The organism is Kushneria aurantia DSM 21353, assembly GCF_000382245.1.
Classification (GTDB): domain Bacteria; phylum Pseudomonadota; class Gammaproteobacteria; order Pseudomonadales; family Halomonadaceae; genus Kushneria; species Kushneria aurantia.
Genome location: NZ_KB907874.1, coordinates 69144 through 86707 on the forward strand (window position 1 = coordinate 69144; position 17564 = coordinate 86707).

Annotated in this window: 16 protein-coding genes; 10 read left to right on the forward strand and 6 right to left on the reverse strand. The window is 63.3% G+C overall.

Features of this window, described 5'->3' with window-relative positions; genetic code table 11:
• Window positions 1-16 precede the first annotated feature (16 nt).
• Window positions 17-217: a hypothetical protein gene (locus H146_RS21375; protein ID WP_156826781.1), complete on the reverse strand. Its 201-nt coding sequence runs from the start codon at window positions 215-217 to the stop codon at window positions 17-19.
• 179 nt (window positions 218-396) lie between these two features.
• On the opposite strand from H146_RS21375, the gene H146_RS0110650 reads away from it, so the two are divergent.
• The 9 genes from H146_RS0110650 to H146_RS0110685 all read left to right on the forward strand — a co-directional run bounded on the left by H146_RS0110650 (window position 397) and on the right by H146_RS0110685 (window position 9806).
• Window positions 397-1695, forward strand: coding sequence for an NAD(P)/FAD-dependent oxidoreductase (locus H146_RS0110650; protein ID WP_019951858.1), 1299 nt, complete (start codon window positions 397-399; stop codon window positions 1693-1695).
• A 121-nt stretch (window positions 1696-1816) separates the two neighbouring features.
• Window positions 1817-2689, forward strand: coding sequence for a hypothetical protein (locus tag H146_RS21380; RefSeq protein WP_156826782.1), 873 nt, complete (start codon window positions 1817-1819; stop codon window positions 2687-2689).
• Between the two features lie 182 nt (window positions 2690-2871).
• Window positions 2872-4017, forward strand: a complete 1146-nt coding sequence (locus H146_RS19100; RefSeq protein WP_019951859.1) for an ABC transporter ATP-binding protein — start codon at window positions 2872-2874, stop codon at window positions 4015-4017.
• Window positions 4014-4925 carry an ABC transporter permease gene (locus tag H146_RS0110660; protein ID WP_019951860.1) on the forward strand — a complete coding sequence of 304 codons (912 nt, stop codon included), beginning with the start codon at window positions 4014-4016 and terminating at the stop codon, window positions 4923-4925. The genes H146_RS19100 and H146_RS0110660 overlap by 4 nt, the downstream gene beginning before the upstream one ends.
• Window positions 4926-4936: 11 nt before the next feature.
• Window positions 4937-5737, forward strand: a complete 801-nt coding sequence (locus tag H146_RS0110665) for an ABC transporter permease (RefSeq protein WP_019951861.1) — start codon at window positions 4937-4939, stop codon at window positions 5735-5737.
• 57 nt (window positions 5738-5794) lie between these two features.
• On the forward strand, window positions 5795-6862 hold the full coding sequence (locus H146_RS0110670) for an ABC transporter substrate-binding protein (protein WP_019951862.1): 1068 nt from the start codon (window positions 5795-5797) through the stop codon (window positions 6860-6862).
• 40 nt (window positions 6863-6902) lie between these two features.
• Window positions 6903-8285 carry a glutamine synthetase family protein gene (locus H146_RS0110675; protein WP_019951863.1) on the forward strand — a complete coding sequence of 461 codons (1383 nt, stop codon included), beginning with the start codon at window positions 6903-6905 and terminating at the stop codon, window positions 8283-8285.
• A gap of 68 nt (window positions 8286-8353) precedes the next feature.
• The gene (locus H146_RS22320; RefSeq protein WP_019951864.1) at window positions 8354-8488 is read left to right on the forward strand and encodes a hypothetical protein; all 135 of its coding nucleotides are present in this window, start codon (window positions 8354-8356) and stop codon (window positions 8486-8488) included.
• 13 nt (window positions 8489-8501) lie between these two features.
• Window positions 8502-9806 (forward strand): NAD(P)/FAD-dependent oxidoreductase, encoded by a 1305-nt coding sequence (locus H146_RS0110685; RefSeq protein ID WP_019951865.1) that lies wholly within the window; start codon window positions 8502-8504, stop codon window positions 9804-9806.
• Window positions 9807-9815: 9 nt separating this feature from the next.
• Here H146_RS0110685 and H146_RS0110690 read toward each other — a convergent pair whose 3' ends face one another.
• Window positions 9816-11198, reverse strand: coding sequence for a glutamine synthetase family protein (locus H146_RS0110690; protein ID WP_019951866.1), 1383 nt, complete (start codon window positions 11196-11198; stop codon window positions 9816-9818).
• A 320-nt stretch (window positions 11199-11518) separates the two neighbouring features.
• Between H146_RS0110690 and H146_RS0110695 the strand changes: the two genes are divergently transcribed.
• On the forward strand, window positions 11519-12844 hold the full coding sequence (locus H146_RS0110695) for a dicarboxylate/amino acid:cation symporter (RefSeq protein WP_019951867.1): 1326 nt from the start codon (window positions 11519-11521) through the stop codon (window positions 12842-12844).
• Window positions 12845-12910: 66 nt separating this feature from the next.
• Here H146_RS0110695 and H146_RS0110700 read toward each other — a convergent pair whose 3' ends face one another.
• Genes H146_RS0110700 through H146_RS19110 form a run of 4 tightly spaced genes read right to left on the reverse strand, consistent with a single transcriptional unit; the run spans window position 12911 to window position 17409 of the window.
• Window positions 12911-14041 carry a lycopene cyclase family protein gene (locus H146_RS0110700; RefSeq protein WP_019951868.1) on the reverse strand — a complete coding sequence of 377 codons (1131 nt, stop codon included), beginning with the start codon at window positions 14039-14041 and terminating at the stop codon, window positions 12911-12913.
• Window positions 14034-15020 carry a phytoene/squalene synthase family protein gene (locus H146_RS19105; protein ID WP_019951869.1) on the reverse strand — a complete coding sequence of 329 codons (987 nt, stop codon included), beginning with the start codon at window positions 15018-15020 and terminating at the stop codon, window positions 14034-14036. Before H146_RS19105 ends, H146_RS0110700 begins: the two co-directional genes overlap by 8 nt.
• Window positions 15017-16489, reverse strand: a complete 1473-nt coding sequence (gene crtI / locus H146_RS0110710; RefSeq protein WP_019951870.1) for a phytoene desaturase family protein — start codon at window positions 16487-16489, stop codon at window positions 15017-15019. Before crtI ends, H146_RS19105 begins: the two co-directional genes overlap by 4 nt.
• Entirely contained in the window at window positions 16486-17409 is a 924-nt protein-coding gene (locus H146_RS19110; RefSeq protein ID WP_019951871.1) for a polyprenyl synthetase family protein, read from the reverse strand. Before H146_RS19110 ends, crtI begins: the two co-directional genes overlap by 4 nt.
• Between the last annotated feature and the right edge of the window lie 155 nt (window positions 17410-17564).

Below are 17564 nucleotides of genomic sequence, written 5' to 3' on the forward strand. Positions count from 1 at the left end.
CGGCGATCAGTCAGGGCTACCGTGCTGCCTCATGGTATCCAGGCTTTGCAGCAAGCGCTGTGCCGACACGCAGCGCTTCCCTTCGATAAAAGGATATATTTCTGTGCGCAGCGCTCTGTCGCTCCAGCAGGTCTTTGAGAAAGAACCGCTGGCCGAATTTCCGCTGCATGACCGGCAGATTATCGCCCGGCAGCTGTAGTATTTTCTTGCGATACATGGCTGGCATGTCTCCCCGCGACGGTGACGCTGGCATGGCGGCAGTTTCAAGTTTATCCGCTTGTCGAGCCTTGCTGTTTCAAAGGCAAATAACCTGTTGGCGGTCGGTTACAACCCTGACGTCTTTGCCCTATGCTTTGCCACGCGCTGCCATCTATTCGCTGAAGGTGATCATCGCTCATGCACAACGACGCCTGGTACGCCCATTCCCGCACGCTGAGTCTCGATGACACTACGCCCCTGGCGGGTGCGCAGCGCTTTGATGTGGCCATCATCGGCGGCGGGGTGACCGGGTGTAGCGCCGCGCTGCATCTCGCCGAGCGCGGTTATCGGGTCGCACTGCTGGAAGCCGGCGAGATCGGCGCCGGTGCTTCCGGGCGCAGCGGCGGGCAGATTCTGCCCGGCCTGGGGACCGACATCGGCGTGATCGAGCGGGCGCTGGGCCATGAGGCGGCACGCACGATCTGGGAGATGAGCCGTGAGGCGGTGGCGCTCAGCGCGGCGCTGATCGAGCGCCACGCTATCGACTGCGACTTCTCGCGGGGTTATCTGCACGCCGCGATCAAACCGCGCCATGAGCGGGCGATGAAGGTTTGGCGCGACGAGATGGCGAGCCGCTACGGCTATGAGGGACTCGAGTGGGTCGAGGGCGCGGCGCTGCAGCGCCATGTGGTCACCGATGCCTATCGTGGCGGGCTTTATGAGGCCGAGGCGGGCCATCTGCACCCGCTCAACTACACTCTCGGCCTGGCGCGCGCCGCCCAGTGCGCCGGGGCACGGCTTTTCGAGCGCAGCGCGGTCACGCAGGTGACGCCGGGCCGGGTGGTGCGCCTTGCGACCGCTGCGGGCCATATCGACTGCGACCAGCTGCTGGTGGCCGGCAACGCCTATCTGGGGGAGCTGTTGCCGCCGCTTTCGAGGCGCATCATGCCGGTGGTCAACTATGTGATCGCCACCGAGCCACTGCGCGACGAGCAGGTCGCGCGCACCCTGCCACAGGGCGATGCGGTATCGGACGCCAATTTTGTGCTGGACTACTATCGTCTTGCCCGGCAAGCATCAAACAGCGGCGAGGGCCGGCAGCGACGTCTTCTCTACGGCGGCCAGGTGAGCTACAGCGGGCGCGAGCCGCGCGGCCTGGACGCGATCATGCGGCGCAAGATGGCCGAGCTGTTCCCGGTGCTGCAAGGGGTCAATATCGACTATCGCTGGGGCGGCCGGGTGGCGATCACCCGCAACCGCGCGCCGCATTTCGGCCGCCTGGCGGACAACATTCATTTTGCCCACGGCTACTCCGGCCACGGCATGGCGCTGGCGGGGCTGGCGGGCCAGCTGATGGCCGAGGCGGTCGCCGGTCAGAACGAGCGTTTCGATCTGTTCGCGGCGGTGAAGCATCTCGATTTCCCCGGCGGACGCCGTCTGCGTATGCCGCTGCTGGTGCTGGCGACCAGTTGGTATCGGCTGCGCGATCTGATATAGTCAAAATTAATACCGCTTTAGGATTGCTGGCCTTTAAGTAGCGAGATATGTTTTATAGTAGCATTATTTTACACTAAGATAAAGCATAATTAATAATATTGTTAGTTTAATAGGAGGTATAATGAACTTGGTTGATCTTTTAAGGTCAGAAGATGAATTGTTGAAAAATAATAGTAATATTTCGGGCGAGGATGATGAGAACAATAGGAAAGCAAATATTAGCGATATAGCAGCAGCGCTTTTTGCGTCTATTTCGTTAGGGTGTGCGGCCTTTTTAATTTCAATGATGGTTTTTGTTTTTTTCTTCTTTTTGGTAAGGGTTGTTAGCGTTGGTGGCTTTTTCCAAAGCATGAGCTATGCATGGAATGGCTCACTTTTTTATGCAGCTTGCGTGAGTGTTTTTGCTTTAATTTTATCCTTTTTCTTGGGACTTCGAACTCTTAAAAAAGGAGTGGAATTCATATCATCTGGTGATGTCAATTCCAATAGGGGCAAGCTAAGGCAAGAGTTAGTGAGTCGCAATTTTGAGTGCGCCGATAGCTATGAAATGGATAGATGTAATTTTTTTATTGATAAAAATTACGAAAAGATTCTCGTTGTTTTGGGTAAGAAAAATTCCTCAAATTTTTCTTACATATTTTTAAGCGGTAGTGACCTGCTTGCATCAGAATTTTATGTTGATGATTTGATTTTGTCTAAATCCTCTTCAGGCGCAGGTGGTAGTTTGGCCGGAGCAGCTGTAGGTGGTATTTTGACAGGTGGTGTTGGCGCTATAGTGGGAGCCGTTGCAGGAAAAAAGAACAAATATGAAAGTGAGATAAGAATTTCCAAGATATCCATCAATTTAGTTCTAAAAAATTCAGACCGCCCGTATTGCGAGCTTGTTTTTTTTGAAAGTGCATATGGCTTGAAAAAGACAGATACTTCTCTAAGATGGGTCTTGGAACGAGCGAAAAACTGGGATGCTAGAATTAGAAATATGATGGCTGATTAATAGGTGTTTTGTTAGCGTATCTGCGAATGTTTTTGAAAATTCTAGTTGCTAACCTTGATTAACAAAGTTTTGAATTTTTATCTTTGCGTCAAAGTATATGAGCAGGAAATTAAAAGTATATGAGCAGGAAATTAAATGGATCATGATTTTTATGGATAATGTTAAAAGAATAGTCCGCTTTGATGCCCGATACGGCCACTGACGTTGCTGCCGCCAGGCAGCAGGGCGACACCGCGCGCCGCGCCTCCTCGATCGGGTTGAAGGGCATCCGCAAGGAGTATCCTGGCGGGGTAGTAGCGCTGGAAAGCGTCGACCTGCAGATCGGTGCCGGTGAGTTCTTTACCCTGCTGGGCCCCTCGGGATGCGGCAAGACCACGCTGCTGCGCATTCTGGCCGGGCTCGACGAGCCCAGCGCCGGTAGCCTCACCATTGGCGGCGTGGCGGTGACCGAGACGCCGCCGCACAAGCGCAGCGTCAATACCGTGTTTCAATCCTATGCGCTCTTTCCTCATCTTTCGGTGCGCGACAACATCGCCTTTGGCCTGAAGATGCGCGGCGTGGCCGGCGCCGAGCGCGACACGCGGGTAAAAAGGATCGCCGACTTCATTCAGCTCGGCGAACTGGTCGAGCGCCGCGTTGACCAACTCTCCGGCGGCCAGCGTCAGCGCATCGCGCTGGCCCGTGCGCTGGTCTGCGAGCCCGATGTACTGCTGCTCGACGAGCCGCTGTCGGCGCTCGACGCCGGGCTGCGCCGCAAGCTGCAGGTGGAACTTCTGCGTACTCAGCAGCGCCTCGGCATGACCTTCGTGTTCGTGACTCACGATCAGGAGGAGGCGATGGTGATGTCGGACCGCATTGCGGTACTCAACGACGGTGTGATTCAGCAGATCGGTACCCCCCAGCAGGTTTACGAACGCCCGGTCAATCTGTTCGTGGCGCGTTTCATGGGCCACGACAATATTTTTGCAGTCTCCGCGCGTCACGAGCGGCGTATCACCACGCCGATCGGTGAGCTGACCGGCGAGCGACCCTGCCACGGCGCCCACGTGCTGATTCGCCCGGAAACCATCGAGCTGAGCGCGCCGGAGAGTGAGGGCGTCGAGCCCGGCAAGCCGCTCAATCGGCTGTTCTGCCGGGTGGAGGAGCGCTTCTATCGTGGCAACAACGTCGAGTATCGACTGGCGCTGGAGGAGGGCGGCACGGGGGCGACGCTGATCGCCGAGATCTCCAACTGCGGCGAGCGGCTGTTCCGCGTAGGGGATCGGGTGCGCGCCGAGATCTACCCCGAGGATGTGGTAGCGCTGGGTGATGAGGGGAGCACCTCATGAGCAGTGCCGACCCCGTCTGGCGGCGCCGACGCCACCGTGAAACCCGCCACCTGCTGCTGAGCGTGCTGCCCGGCGCGCTATGGATTTTTGTCTTTCTGGTGTTGCCGAGTCTCTATCTGATGTCGGTGGCCTTCATGACCAACGGCGGCTACGGTCAGCCGCAGCTGCCGCTGACGCTGGATGCCTTTCGCAACCTGGCCGGCTTCGGTTTTCTGGGCTGGAGTCCGGGTAATCTCTACACCCTGCTGCGCTCGCTATGGCAGGCGCTGCTGTCGCTGGCGCTGGTAATTCTGGTGGCCTATCCCATCGCCTGGTATATCGCCCTGTGCCGCGCGCCGTTGCGCCCTCTGATGCTGCTGGCGGTGGTGGTGCCCTCCTGGACCAACCAGGTGATTCGCGCCTTTGGCTGGATGAATCTGCTGGCGCCGGGCACGCCGCTCTCCGAACTGGCGGTCAGGGTGGGGCTGGTGGCCCCCAATCTGGGGCTTTTTCCCTCCTCCTTCGCCGTTACCCTGGGGCTGGTCTACAACTTCCTGCCCTTCATGGTGCTGCCGCTCTACGCCGCCTTCGAGAAGCTCGATCACGCCCGCATCGAGGCGGCGCGGGATCTCTACGCCGGGCCGCTGCGCGCCTTTTTCGTTGCCGTATTGCCGCAGACCCTGGCGGGGCTACTGGCCGGTTCGGTGTTGGTGGCGATCCCCGCCTTCGGGATGTATGTGATTCCCGAGCTGCTGGGCGGCGGGCGTTCGCAGATGCTGGGCAACCTGGTGGCGCAGCAGTTCGGTCAGGCGGCCAACTGGCCGCTGGGTGCGGCGGGGGCGCTTTTAATGCTGCTGGCCACCCTGGTCGGGCTGGTGATCCTGCGCCGCCTGGGGCGGCGGTTGGGCGGCGATGACATGGTCATTTAGGGAGAGAGGCCATGACGCGACGATCATTCAAAAGAGCGCTGGGCATCTTCTGGTGGGTGACGCTGCTGTTTCTCTACGCGCCGCTGCTGGTGGTGATGTTCTACTCCTTCAACAGCATCAACTCCTCGGCGCGCTGGGGCGGTTTCTCGCTGCGCTGGTACCGCCAGCTGGCCGGCAACGAGGTGATTATCGCCGCCATCGGTAACACCCTGGTGCTGGCGATCGTGTCATCGCTGATCGCCGTCGCCATTGGCGCGCTGACCGGCTATGGTCTCTATCGCCACCGGGCGCGGCGGCTGGGGCTTTTGATCGCGCTGGTCTATCTGCCGATCGTGATGCCCGACATTGTCTTCGGCATCGCCGACATGACCTTCTTTGTGGGCATCAACCGCCTTACCGGGCTGCTGTCGCCGGGGCTGGCCACCATGGTTATCGCCCATGTGACCTTCCAGATTCCTTTCGTGGCGCTGCTGGTCTACTCACGGCTGGTGGGGCTCGACGCCACCCTGTTCGACGCGGCGAAGGATCTTTACGCCAGCCCTGCACAGCGCGCATTGCACTTTCTGCTGCCGACGTTAAGGCCGGCGCTGCTGTCGGCCTTCTTTCTCTCCTTTACGCTGTCGGTGGATGATTTTGTGATCAGCTTCTTCACCGCCGGCCCGGAGAGCGCCACCCTGCCGATCTATATCTGGGGCGCCATCCGCCGCGGCGTGTCGCCGGAGATCAATGCCATCGCCACCCTGATGATTGCCGCCGTGGCGCTGGTGGCGGTCATCAGTCTGGCGCTGGGCCGCCACCGCGGCCGCGCCTGAAAGCGGTTTCATCACGGGTTTCATCACAACAGGGGGCCTACCCCCGGAGGGAGCATCATGACCATGCGTTTTCATCGCTTCACCCTGGCGGCCGCTACCGCCGCGCTGATGCTGTCCGGCCAGGCGAGCGCCGCCGATCGGCTCTACGTGTTCAACTGGACCGACTACATGGATCCGGCCATCATCGAGGCTTTTGAGCAGCGCTACGATGTCGAGGTGGTGCAGAACTACTACGGCTCGCTGGGCGAGATGTTCGCCCGTCTGCAGGCCGGCGGTGCCTCTCAGTACGATGTGGTGATGCCCTCCAACTACTATGTGCCGCGCATGATCGAGGCGGGGCTTCTGCAGCCGCTGGACAGGTCGCAGCTGCCCAATTTTTCCAATCTGATGGCGCGCTTCAAGAACCCTGCCTTCGACCCCGGCGGCCGCTATACGGCGGCTTACCAGTGGGGCACCACCGGGCTGATCGTCAATACCGAGGTGTTTCCCGATGCCGAGCCGAGCTGGTCGCTGATCTTCGATGCATCGGTCAACCCGGATCACCCCTTTGCCATGCTGGGCGACGGCCAGGTGATGTTCGGTGCCGCCTGCGCCTTCCAGGGCAACCCCTATGACTGTACGTCGCAGGCGCAGATGGTCAGCGCTGCCCAGTTGATGCTGGCCACCAAAAGGCGTCACAACTTCACCGGCTTCAGCGACTCCACGCCGGTGCTGGGGCAGGTCAATCGCGGCGTCAACGCCCTTGGCGTGACCTACAACGGTGACTATCTGCAGTACAGTACCGATGACCCCGAGGGCTTTGCCAACACCGAGTTCGTGATCCCGAAGGAGGGCTCGGAGCTGTGGGTCGACTCGATGGTGATTCCGGCCGGTGCGCCCCATCCCGAACTGGCGCACAGGTTCATCAACTTCATTCTCGACCCGGAAGTGGGGGCGCAGTTGTCCAACTACACGTTCTATTCGACCCCCAACGAGGCGGCCCTGCCGCTGCTCGATGACGCCCTGCGCGAGCCGCCGTCGCAGCCCACCGAGGAGGAGATGGCGCGGCTGAGTTTCACCCCTACCCTGTCGGGTGAGGCGCTGTCGCGCTTTCAGCAGCTGTGGAACGAAGTGCAGTCGAGGTAAGCTCGCGGCTGGCGGAACAGCGGCAACAAGGGAGATCGCAATGAGTGCAAGGCAGGGGCCGGTCGTGCTCGATGAGTGGTTCAGTGCGCACGGCATTACCGAGGTGGAGTGTCTGGTCAGCGACATGACCGGCATTCTCAAGGGCAAGATCATGCCCGCCGGCAAATACCTCAACGGCGGCCGGCCGCGGCTGCCCGACTCGATTTTCATTCAGTCGGTGACCGGCGACTATCCCGACGATGACGCGCTGCGCTTCTGGAACGCCGCCGAACTCGACATGCAGCTGATCGCCGACCCCGCGGCGGTCTTTCTGGTGCCCTGGGCGGAGGATGCCACCGCCCAGATCATTCACGACTGCTACTACATGAACGGCGATCCGGTGGAGATCTCCCCGCGCCACGTGCTCAAGCGGGTGCTGGCGCTTTTTGAGGCGCGCGGCTGGAAGCCGGTGGTGGCCCCCGAGGTAGAGTTCTACCTGGTTAGAACCAATACCGACCCGGACTACCCGCTTGAGCCGCCGGTAGGCCGTTCGGGGCGCCAGGAAAGCGGCCGCCAGTCCTACTCGATCGATGCGGTCAACGAGTTCGATCCGCTGTTCGAGGAGATGTACGACTACTGTGAGGCGCAGCAGCTTGATATCGATACCCTGATCCATGAGGAAGGGGCGGGGCAGATGGAGGTCAACTTCCAGCACGGCGATCCGCTGTCGCTGGCCGACCAGGTGGTGATCTTCAAGCGCACCCTGCGCGAGACCGCGCTGCGCCACGGCATGTACGCCACCTTCATGGCCAAGCCGATGGCCAACGAACCGGGCAGCGCCCTGCATTTGCACCAGAGCCTGGTCGACGCCGACGGCGCCAACCTGTTCGCCGGTAGCGCTCTGGCCGATGGCGACAGCGGCCGCCCGGGGGAGCTGTTCATGCACTACATCGGTGGCCTGCAGCGCTATATGCCGGCTGCGATGTCGCTGTTCGCGCCCAATATCAACTCATGGCGGCGGCTGATGCCCAACCATTACGCCGGTTCGGCGCCCAACAATATCGAGTGGGGTTACGACAACCGCACGGTGGGGCTGCGTGTGCCGGTGGGCAGCGCGGAGAGCACCCGCATCGAGAACCGCCTGCCGGGGGCGGATGCCAACCCCTATCTGGTCATGGCCGCGTCGCTGGCCTGCGGCTATCTGGGCATTGTGGAGGGCCTGACGGCGCGCGCGCCGCTCTCCGGCAGTGCCTGGAGTGGCGGCTCCGTGCTGCCCAACGATGTGGGGCCGTCGCTGGATGCGCTGGAGGCGTGCCAGCCGCTGGCCGGGATACTGGGCGAGCGATTCGTGCGCAGCTATCTGGCGGTCAAGCGCGCCGAGCACCTGGCCTGGTACCGGGTGATCAGCTCCTGGGAGCGCGAGCATTTGCTGCTGCGGGTATAGCGGTGCGCCATCGCCCGGCAGGGCGCCAACACCACCTTCAATGACGACAACAAGATCGGAGAGAAGCGATGATATTCACCATCAGGGGCGCCGTGACCCTTGGCGCCACTGCGGCCGCCACCGCTGTGGCCGACCAGACGCCGCTCGACAGCGCCCAACTGGAGGTGCTGTCGCAAATCAACCAGGAGATGCGCAGCCGTTGAGCACGAAGATCTCATGAACAAACAGACATCCGCTGCCGGCCGCGATGGCTACCCCGCGACGCTCTACGCCGCCACCGTCAGCGAGGCGCCGGCACGGCCGGCGCTCGAGGGGCATCAGCAGTTCGACATCTGCGTGGTGGGGGCGGGCTACACGGGTATTTCGGCGGCGCTGCATCTTGCCGAGCAGGGCTTTCGCGTGGCGGTGCTGGAGAGCCGGCGAGTGGGCTTCGGGGCCAGCGGCCGCAACGGCGGCCAGATCGTCAACAGCTATAGCCGCGACATGGATCACATCGCCGCGCGCTACGGCGAGGATAGCGCTCGCGCGCTGGGATCGATGGCCTTCGAGGGTAATCGCATCATTCGAGAGCGCCTCGAGCGCTACGCGATTCGCTGCGACCTCAGGCAAGGCAATCTGTTCGCCGCCTGCAACCGCCAACAGTTTGCCGCCATGGCCGAGCAGAAGACGCTGTGGGAGCGTTTTGGCCATCGTGAGCTGACGCTGCTGGGGGAGAGCGACTACCGCCGCGAGGTCGGCAGCGCCCGCTACGTCGGCGCGCTGCTGGACCACTCCGGCGGCCATCTGCACCCGCTCAAGCTGGTGCTGGGCCAGGCGGCAGCGCTGGAGACGCTCGGCGGGGTGATCTTCGAAAACTCGCCGATGACACGGCTCGAGCAGGGCGAGCGGGTCGTGGTGCACACCGAAGGCGGGGCCATCGAGGCCGAGCGCGCGGTGATCGCCGGCAACGCCTATCTCGGCCGCGTGGTGCCGGCGCTGGCGGCGCGCGCAATGCCCTGCGCGACCCAGATCATCGCTACCGAGGTGCTGGACGACGCCACCGCCCGGCGGCTGCTGCCCACCGACCGGGCGGTGGAGGATGGCAACTATCTGCTCGACTACTACCGGCTCTGCGCCGAGCGGCGGCTGATCTACGGCGGTGGCGTCAACTATGGCGGCCGCGACCCGGCCAGCATCGAGCGCGCCATTCGCCCCAAAATGCTCACAACCTTTCCCGAGCTGGAGAAGGTGCGCATCGACTACGCCTGGAGCGGCCGGTTTCTCGCCACTCTCAACCGTCTGCCGCAGTTCGGCCGGCTCAACCATAACGTCTACTACGCCCAGGGCTACTCCGGCCATGGGGTCACCGCTTCGCACCTGGCCGGCCGACTGATCGCCGAGGTTGTTCGCGGCGAGGGCGAACGCTTCGACGCCTTCGCGGCTATTCCGCATCGCCACTTTCCCGGCGGCCAGCGCTTTTCGGTGCCGATCTCGGCGCTGGGGGCCTGGTACTATGCGCTGCGCGACCGGCTGGGGGTGTAGAGCTGCTCTTCACACCAGACGCAGATACCACTCATACTCCAGCGCGCTGACGGTGCGCTGGGCCAGCGCCCGTTCCGCCTGGCGGTTGGCATAAAAGATACGCTGAAAGTCATGCCCCAGCCGCTCCCCCAGCACCTCGTTTTCCAGCCACAGCTCCAGCGCCACGCCCCATGAGTCGGGCAGGCTCGCCTCGAGCTGATCGTAGGCGTTGCCCTCGACCGGCGCAGGGGGCTCAAGGCGGTTATCGAGGCCGTGCGCCATGGCGGCGAGCAGTACGGCGGTGAGCAGATAAACATTGACATCGGCGCCGGCCACACGGTGCTCCAGCCGGGTAGCGGCGGCCGGACCGGAGGGGATGCGCACTGCGACCGAGCGGTTGTCGAAGCCCCAGCAGGGCGTCAACGGTACGTAGAGTCCCGGCTGGAAGCGGCGAAAGGCGTTGAGGTTGGGGGCGCAGACCGCCATCGACGCCGGCATCAGTTCCAGCACCCCGGCGATGGCGTGGCGCAGCCGCTCGCTGCCCATGGGATTGCCGTCGGCGGCGGCCAGCACGTTGTGACCATCACCGTCGAGCAGGCTGATGTGCACATGGGTGCCACTACCCGCCTCATCGCCCCAGGGTTTGGCCATGAAGGTGGCATCGAAGCCGTGCTGCTGAGCGACACCCTTGATGGCACGCTTGAGCATCACGGCGTCGTCGCAGGCGCGCAGGGCGTCCTGGCGGTGACGCAGATTGATCTCGAACTGCCCCGGCGCACACTCCTTGAGGGCGGTGTCCAGCGGTAGCTCCTGTGCTTCGCAGGCGTGGTGGATGGCTTCGATGAAGTCAGCGTATTCGTCCAGTTCACCGATCGAGTAGAGCTGGCTGGAGCGTGCCCGTTCGCCGGTCAGCGGCGAGCGCGGCGGCTGCGGCTGGCCGCGATCACCGCGCTGGGTATCGAGCAGGTAGAACTCCTGCTCGATCGCCACTACCGGGGTCAGCCCCTGATGGGTAAAGCCTGCCAGCACGCCGGCCAGTACCTGGCGTGGGTCGGCGTGCCAACCGCGGCCGTCGGGTTCGACCATGGTCATCAAAAGCTGAGCGGTCGGCGCGCGCTGCTGCCAGGGAACGACCGCCAGGGTACCGGCAATCGGCATACAGGCGCGGTCGCCGTCGCCGCTGTCGAGCCCCAGCCCGGTCTCCTCGATAGTGTTACCGGTAATATCGAGGGCGAAGATGGAGGCGGGCAGATTGATGCCGTTTGCGAACGCCGCCTCAAGGCTGTCGCGGGGAATGCGTTTGCCGCGCAGTACGCCATTGAGGTCGCTGATCAGCACATCCACCCGGGCGATGTCGGTATGCGCCGCGAGGAAATCTCGCGCTTCACGGGTCGGATCCTGGCTTGCGTTCATGCGCTGTCCTCGCGGTCGATTATTGTCGTGGGCAGGATAAAGTAAAGCGCGTTACGGCGCGTTTGGTTTAAATATTTTCACAATGGCGTTTTTCCACCTTGGTCGAATAGGGGCGCGGATAACGACGGTGCAGACTGCGCTCGACCCCGCCGGTGAAGTTGACACCGCGCGGTGTCGGACGGTGTCGAGTGGCTGACCATACCCTCGCGCCCTCCGGTCAAAAAAGACCGCCGGCTATCCTCGCGAATATCTCCCGCCGCCGATAACCGACATTCTGTGACTGCCGCCGTCGGGCGGCCGATTTCCCAAGGGGAATCACCATGCAGACGCTTCAAAGACCCTTCTACAAGGTGCTTTACATCCAGGTCATCATCGCCATCGTGCTGGGCGGTCTTCTGGGTGCCTTTTACCCCGCTCTCGGTCAGCAGATGAAGCCGCTGGGCGATGGTTTTATCGCCCTGATCAAGATGGTGATCGGCCCGATCATCTTCTGCACCGTGGTCAGCGGTATCGCCGGTATGCAGAACATGAAACAGATGGGGCGGGTAGGTGGCAAGGCGCTGCTTTACTTCGAAGTCGTCTCCACCTTTGCGTTGCTGATCGGTCTGCTGTCGGGCCATCTTTTTCGTCCGGGTAGCGGTTTCAATGTCGACGTTGCGACGCTGGATACCAGCGCCATTTCCCAGTACACCACCGCTGCGGCCAGTCACGGTACGGTAGATTTCCTGCTGGGGATCATTCCGCACACTTTCATCAGTGCTTTTTCCGACGGCAACATTCTGCAGGTGCTGCTGCTGGCGATTCTGACCGGTGCCGCGGTTTCGGCGCTGGGCGACAAGGGCGCGCCGGTGATTCATGGCATCGAGCTGCTGTCGAAGGTCTTTTTCAAAATCATTGGCTTCATTACCCGCCTTGCACCGATCGGTGCCTTCGGTGCCATTGCCTTTACCATCGGTAAATATGGTCTGGGTGCACTACTGCCGATGCTCAAGCTGGTGGGCACCTTCTACTTTACCGCTATCTTCTTCGTCGTCGTGGTGTTGGGAATTGTCGCCTGGCGGGTGGGCTTCAACATCTTTCGCTTTATCGGCTACATCAAGGAGGAGCTGCTGATCGTGCTGGGTACCAGCTCCTCGGAGTCGGCGCTGCCGCAGCTGATGCAGAAACTGGAGCGTGCCGGCTGCTCGCGCTCGGTGGTTGGTCTGGTGGTACCCACCGGTTACTCCTTCAACCTTGACGGTACCAACATCTACATGACCATGGCGGTGCTGTTCATCGCTCAGGCGACCAATACCGACCTGACCCTGACCCAACAGATTACTCTGCTGCTGGTGGCGATGCTGACCTCCAAGGGTGCCAGCGGTGTCACCGGTGCCGGCTTTATCACCCTGGGCGCGACGCTTGCGGTCGTCCCCAGCCTTCCGGTGGCCGGTATGGTGCTGATTCTGGGGGTCGACCGCTTCATGAGCGAGTGCCGTGCGCTGACCAACTTCATCGGTAATGGTGTGGCCACGGTAGTGGTCTCCGCCTGGGAGCGTGAGCTGGACCGCAGCATGCTGCGCGACGTACTGAGCCGTCCGGTCGCTGCTCCCGTTGAAGTGACCAAAATGGAGCCTGCCCACGGTGATGGGCAGATCTCTGCCTGACGTCTGGCAGAGATCACAAGGCCTTCATGCACGCCCCGCCGGGCAACCGGCGGGGCGATATCCTGCTCAGAATAGATGCCGCCACTGCTTCAGCGCCGTGCTGGTCAGCGGCCACCAGGGCAGGGCGCGCATCACCGCCAGGGTGTCCCCGGGCGTGGGCACGCCGCTTAGAAAACGGATCAGTGATTCGGTGGGCGCGCGCTCGAACAGCTGGCAGTAGAACTCCGGGGCGCGTTCCGGGTAGCGCTCCAGCGTACTCATGAAAACCCGGTCAAGCCGTGCAAGCCAGGGGCCCTGGGTGTCGCTGAGCGGTGCGCTGCCGGCAAGCAGTGCTTCGGCGCAGCGCTCGGCCCAGCGCTGGATGGCGTGAAAGGCGTAGCCGGTGGCGGCGCGCATCGAGCCGCCAAAGGCGCCGGCCACTGCGATACGATGGCCGTGGTGGGGCGCTGCGGGGGCCATTGGCAGAGTACCGGTTTCGCGCCGCAGCGCCTGCCAACTGCTGCCCAGCCGTTCATCCAGCCAGCTCTGCAGACGCCTTTGCAGCACCCCGGGATCGGTCGGCGGTCGGCCGAAACGGGTCCACTCGAACAGTGCCCGATGGGAGGCATAGGGCAGCATGTAGAGGAAGTCAATGCCGCCTTCGCGGCCGTCGCCCACGCGGAAATCCATCAGTTCAGCGTGCGGCGCAATATGATGGGATTCGACGTTGATTCCGGCAAAATCCTGCCACAGCCAGGGCGCTTCGAGACGCCGCGGGCGAGGGCGGGTGTCGACGGCGAAGCGGGCGTTCAAACGTTCGCCGCTGTCGAGATGCGCCACGACGCCGCTGTCGTTCTCCTTTAGCTCGGCGATACGTGTGCCACGGCGCAGTTCGACAGGCGCGCTCTGCGCTATGGCGTCCAGCGTGCGCTGATAAAAGTGTCCCGATTCCAGCATTTCGTAGGGGTAGCGCCGACACGCCACGCGCACGCTGCGCCGTGGGCTGTGCACGCCAAGGCTCTCCCAGCGGGCGGTGACGTCGGCGCGAAAGGGGTGGTTGGTCACCGGCCAGCCGCACCAGGTGCGGTCGTCATCATACTGCCGGCGTGGTTCGACAATCAGAGTGCGCGGCGCATCGGGGCGCTGCGCCAGCCGCCAGGCGAGGCTTAGCCCGGCGCAGCCGCCGCCGACGATCAAAAGCTCAATGCCCTTATTCATGGATAGCGCTGTCGGCGGCCAGCAGGCGCGGGTCAACGCGCGAGATACCGGCAGCGTCGTGGGCACCGGGCAGATCGGCGATGGCGCGGTGCAGGCTGGCGTCATGGTCGTTGCGGCCGGCGGCGCGAATGGCGCCGCGCCCCAGCCCGCGGCGAGTGGCGAGCCACAGCTTGGTGGGCAGCGGCACCACCACGCGCCCCTGCCACCAGGCGAGGCGCTGGCGATACAGGCGCCAGCCGATGGCGCGATAGACGTCGGCGGCCACCGCAATCGCCCGGCGGTTGCGCCCCGGAATGGCGACGAAGCCGTCGGCGGCGCTGGCGTAGTAGCGTTCGGCCAGGCTCAAGAGGCGGTCGATGGCGCCGGAGACCAGCATCTGCTGGCGCTCATCGGCGGTGGCGATGTCGGCGGGCGTCATGCCCTCGACCCAGTCGGCGGGCAGGTAGCGCCGGCCCATTTCGGCGTCCTCGCGCACGTCGCGGGCGATGTTGGTCATCTGCATCGCCAGTCCCAGGTCGATGCCGTGGGGCGTGGCGCTTTGCGGCGCCCCCACGACCGGGCACATCAGCACCCCCACCGCACCCGCCACGCCGTAGCAGTAGCGCAGCAGCCGGGTCTCGTCGACGATCAGAGCGGGGCTTTCGACATCCTCGATCAGGGCGTCGATCAGCGCCACTGCGGCGCGGGTATCCAGGCCGCGCCGCCGCTGTAGATCCAGCAGCAGGCGGCTCAGAAGGTCATTGCCGCGGTCGTTGACGAGCTCCTCGCGCACCTGCGCCAGTCGCCGGTGGGCGTCGCGATTCTGCGCCTCGGTGGGCATCTCCTGGTCGGCAAGGTCGTCCAGCTCGCGACATACCCGGTAGAGCAGGGCGGCGTCGCGGGCATCGCCCGGCTCCATGAAGCGGCTGGCGAAGCGAAACGATTTGCCGTGACGGGCCAGAATCGCTTCGGCGTCGCGCGTCGTTGCGTCGTCACTCATTGGTGACCGGCGGCCGGCAGCAGGTTGTCGACCACGCGGGCGCTGGAGAGCACCCCCGGCAGACCGGCACCGGGATGAGTGCCGGCGCCGGTGAGATAGAGGTTGTTCAGCACTTCGCTCTTGTTGTGAAAGCGAAACCAGGCGGACTGGCGGAAGATGGGCGCCACCGAAAAGCCGCTACCGTGCATGGAGAGGTAGCGCTCGCTGAACTCGCGGGGCGTCATGTGAAAACGTACGCTGATCGATTCGCGCAGTCCCGGCAGCAGGCTCGCCTCCAGGGCATCGATGATGGCGTCGCCGAGGCGCTCGCCCTCCTGCGACCAGTCGATATCGCCCTGCAGATTGGGTACCGGGGCCAGAATGTAGAAGGAGTCGCAACCCTCGGGGGCAAAGGAGGGGTCGGTCGCGGTGGGGCGGTGGACGTAGAGCGAGAAGTCCTCGGCCAGCACGTGGTGCTCGAAGATATCCTCCAGCAGTTCGCGGTAGCGTGGCCCCATCCAGATGGTGTGGTGTTCGATGTCGGGAAACTGCGCGCGGGTACCGAGGTAGAGTACGTAGAGGCCCATCGAGTACTTCGCCCCGGCCAGCTTGAGACGCGCGCTGGTGGAGCGCTGCTCGACCATGTGGGTGTAAAGATGCGCCGCGTCGGCGTTACTGATCACTGCGTCGGCCGTGAGCTGCTCGCCGCTCTCCAGCGCCACGCCGGTGGCGCGGCCGTTGTCGGCGCTGATGCGCTCGACGGTGGTGGCGGTGCGGATTTCGATGCCCTGCTCGCGCATCAGTTTCTCCAGCGCCGCCACCAGCGCGCCGGTGCCGCCAATGGGGAAGTGCACGCCCCACTTGCGCTCCAGATAGGGGATCAGCGCGTAGATGCTGGTGGTATGGAAGGGATTGCCCCCCACCAGCAGCGGCGGAATCGAGAAGGCCTGACGCAGCTGTTCATCCTCGATATGAGCGCACACCATTTGCCACACCGAGCGATAGCTCTTGAGCCGCAGCAGCGCCGGAATCTGCGCCGCCATGGTGGAGAATTGATGAAAGCTGCGGTCGGCGAGCTGCTCGAAGCCCACCTCGAAAATCTGCCGCGAGGTCTCCAGCAGACGCAGGTAGCCGTCGGCGTCGGCTTCGTTGAAGCGGCGGATATCGGCCAGGGTGGCGTCGAGGTCGCTGCCGTAGTCGAAGGTGCGACCGTCCTGGAAGTAGAAGCGGTACCAGACATCGAGCGGCACCATCTCGACGTACTCATCGAGGCGACGATCGAAGAGTTCGAACAGCTCCTCGAACAGGAAGGGCGCGGTGATTACGGTGGGACCGGCATCGAAGCGAAAGCCGTCCTGCTCGAAGACCTGGGCGCGGCCGCCGAGGCGGTCGCAGCGCTCGATCAGGGTGACGTCATAGCCCTTGCGGCGCGCTCGCAGGGCGGCCGCCATGCCACCGAAACCGCCGCCGATAACGATGACCCGGCTCATTGCTCACCTCCACTGACGGCGACCAGTCGCGCCTCCAGCCGGTTGGCCTCGCCGATCAGCGCCGCGCCGCAGCGCGCCGGCAGCCGCTCGGCGGTGTGGCGGGTTTCCGCCAGCCTGAGGCGGCCATAGTCGCGTGCCGACAGCTCGGGAGCGGCGTCGCCACGCTCGATCAGCGCATGCAGCATGTTGCAGATACCGGGTCCTTCGCAGCGCATATCGTCCTCGTAGTCCTCGATGTCATCGACCAGCTGATAGACGGTGGCGAAAGCCAGTGCCGCACCGCGCGCGTTTTTGAGCGTCTCGTCGTCGTGGCCGGTCAGCGTCAGCGGCGCCTCCAGTGCCAGCGCGAACAGCGGGCCGGATTTGCCGCAGGCGGCACGGCAGTACTGGTCGAAATCGGCCTCGCCCTGTAGCGCCAGCCCGAAGCTGTCCGCCTGGCCATTGATGGTGCTGTGCACCTGGTGGTGAACCTGCAGCAGCAGCGCCGGCAGACGCGCGGCATGACTTTCCAGTCGTGCGATGACGCCATAGGCGGCGGAGATGAATAGATCGCCCAGGCAGATGGCGACGCTTTCGTTCCAGACGCGCCAGACGCTGGGCTGGCCGCGACGCTGGCTGTCGTGGTCGAGTACGTCGTCGTGGATCAGCGAGGCGTTGTGCAAGAGTTCACTGATGCAGGCGCAGTGGAGCGCATCGCGATGATCGATGCCGAGTGCCACGGCGGCCCGGTAGCCCAGACGGGCGCGCAGATAACCGCCGGCGGCGGCCAGATGATGGTCGACGGCGTCGCGGACAATGCCGTGGTGGGCACTGTCATGCAGCACACCGCTAATGGTGTCGTGCAGCTCGCGCTGCAGGCGGCTGTCGTCGATCGCCTGCCCGGGCTGGCGTTCGAGGGTCACGAACGTGGAGCCGGTCATGGGGTTCTCCTTGTCTGACGCATGCACGTTCGACGTCCATGTCGTAAGTCGCCGGGCGAGGCGCGGCATTGGATTGATCCAGAGCAACAAGGGGGTGGATGGTGCCAGGATAGCTGAAAAGCGACGCCGCTGTCATCGGCACTTCGCTTTATCCG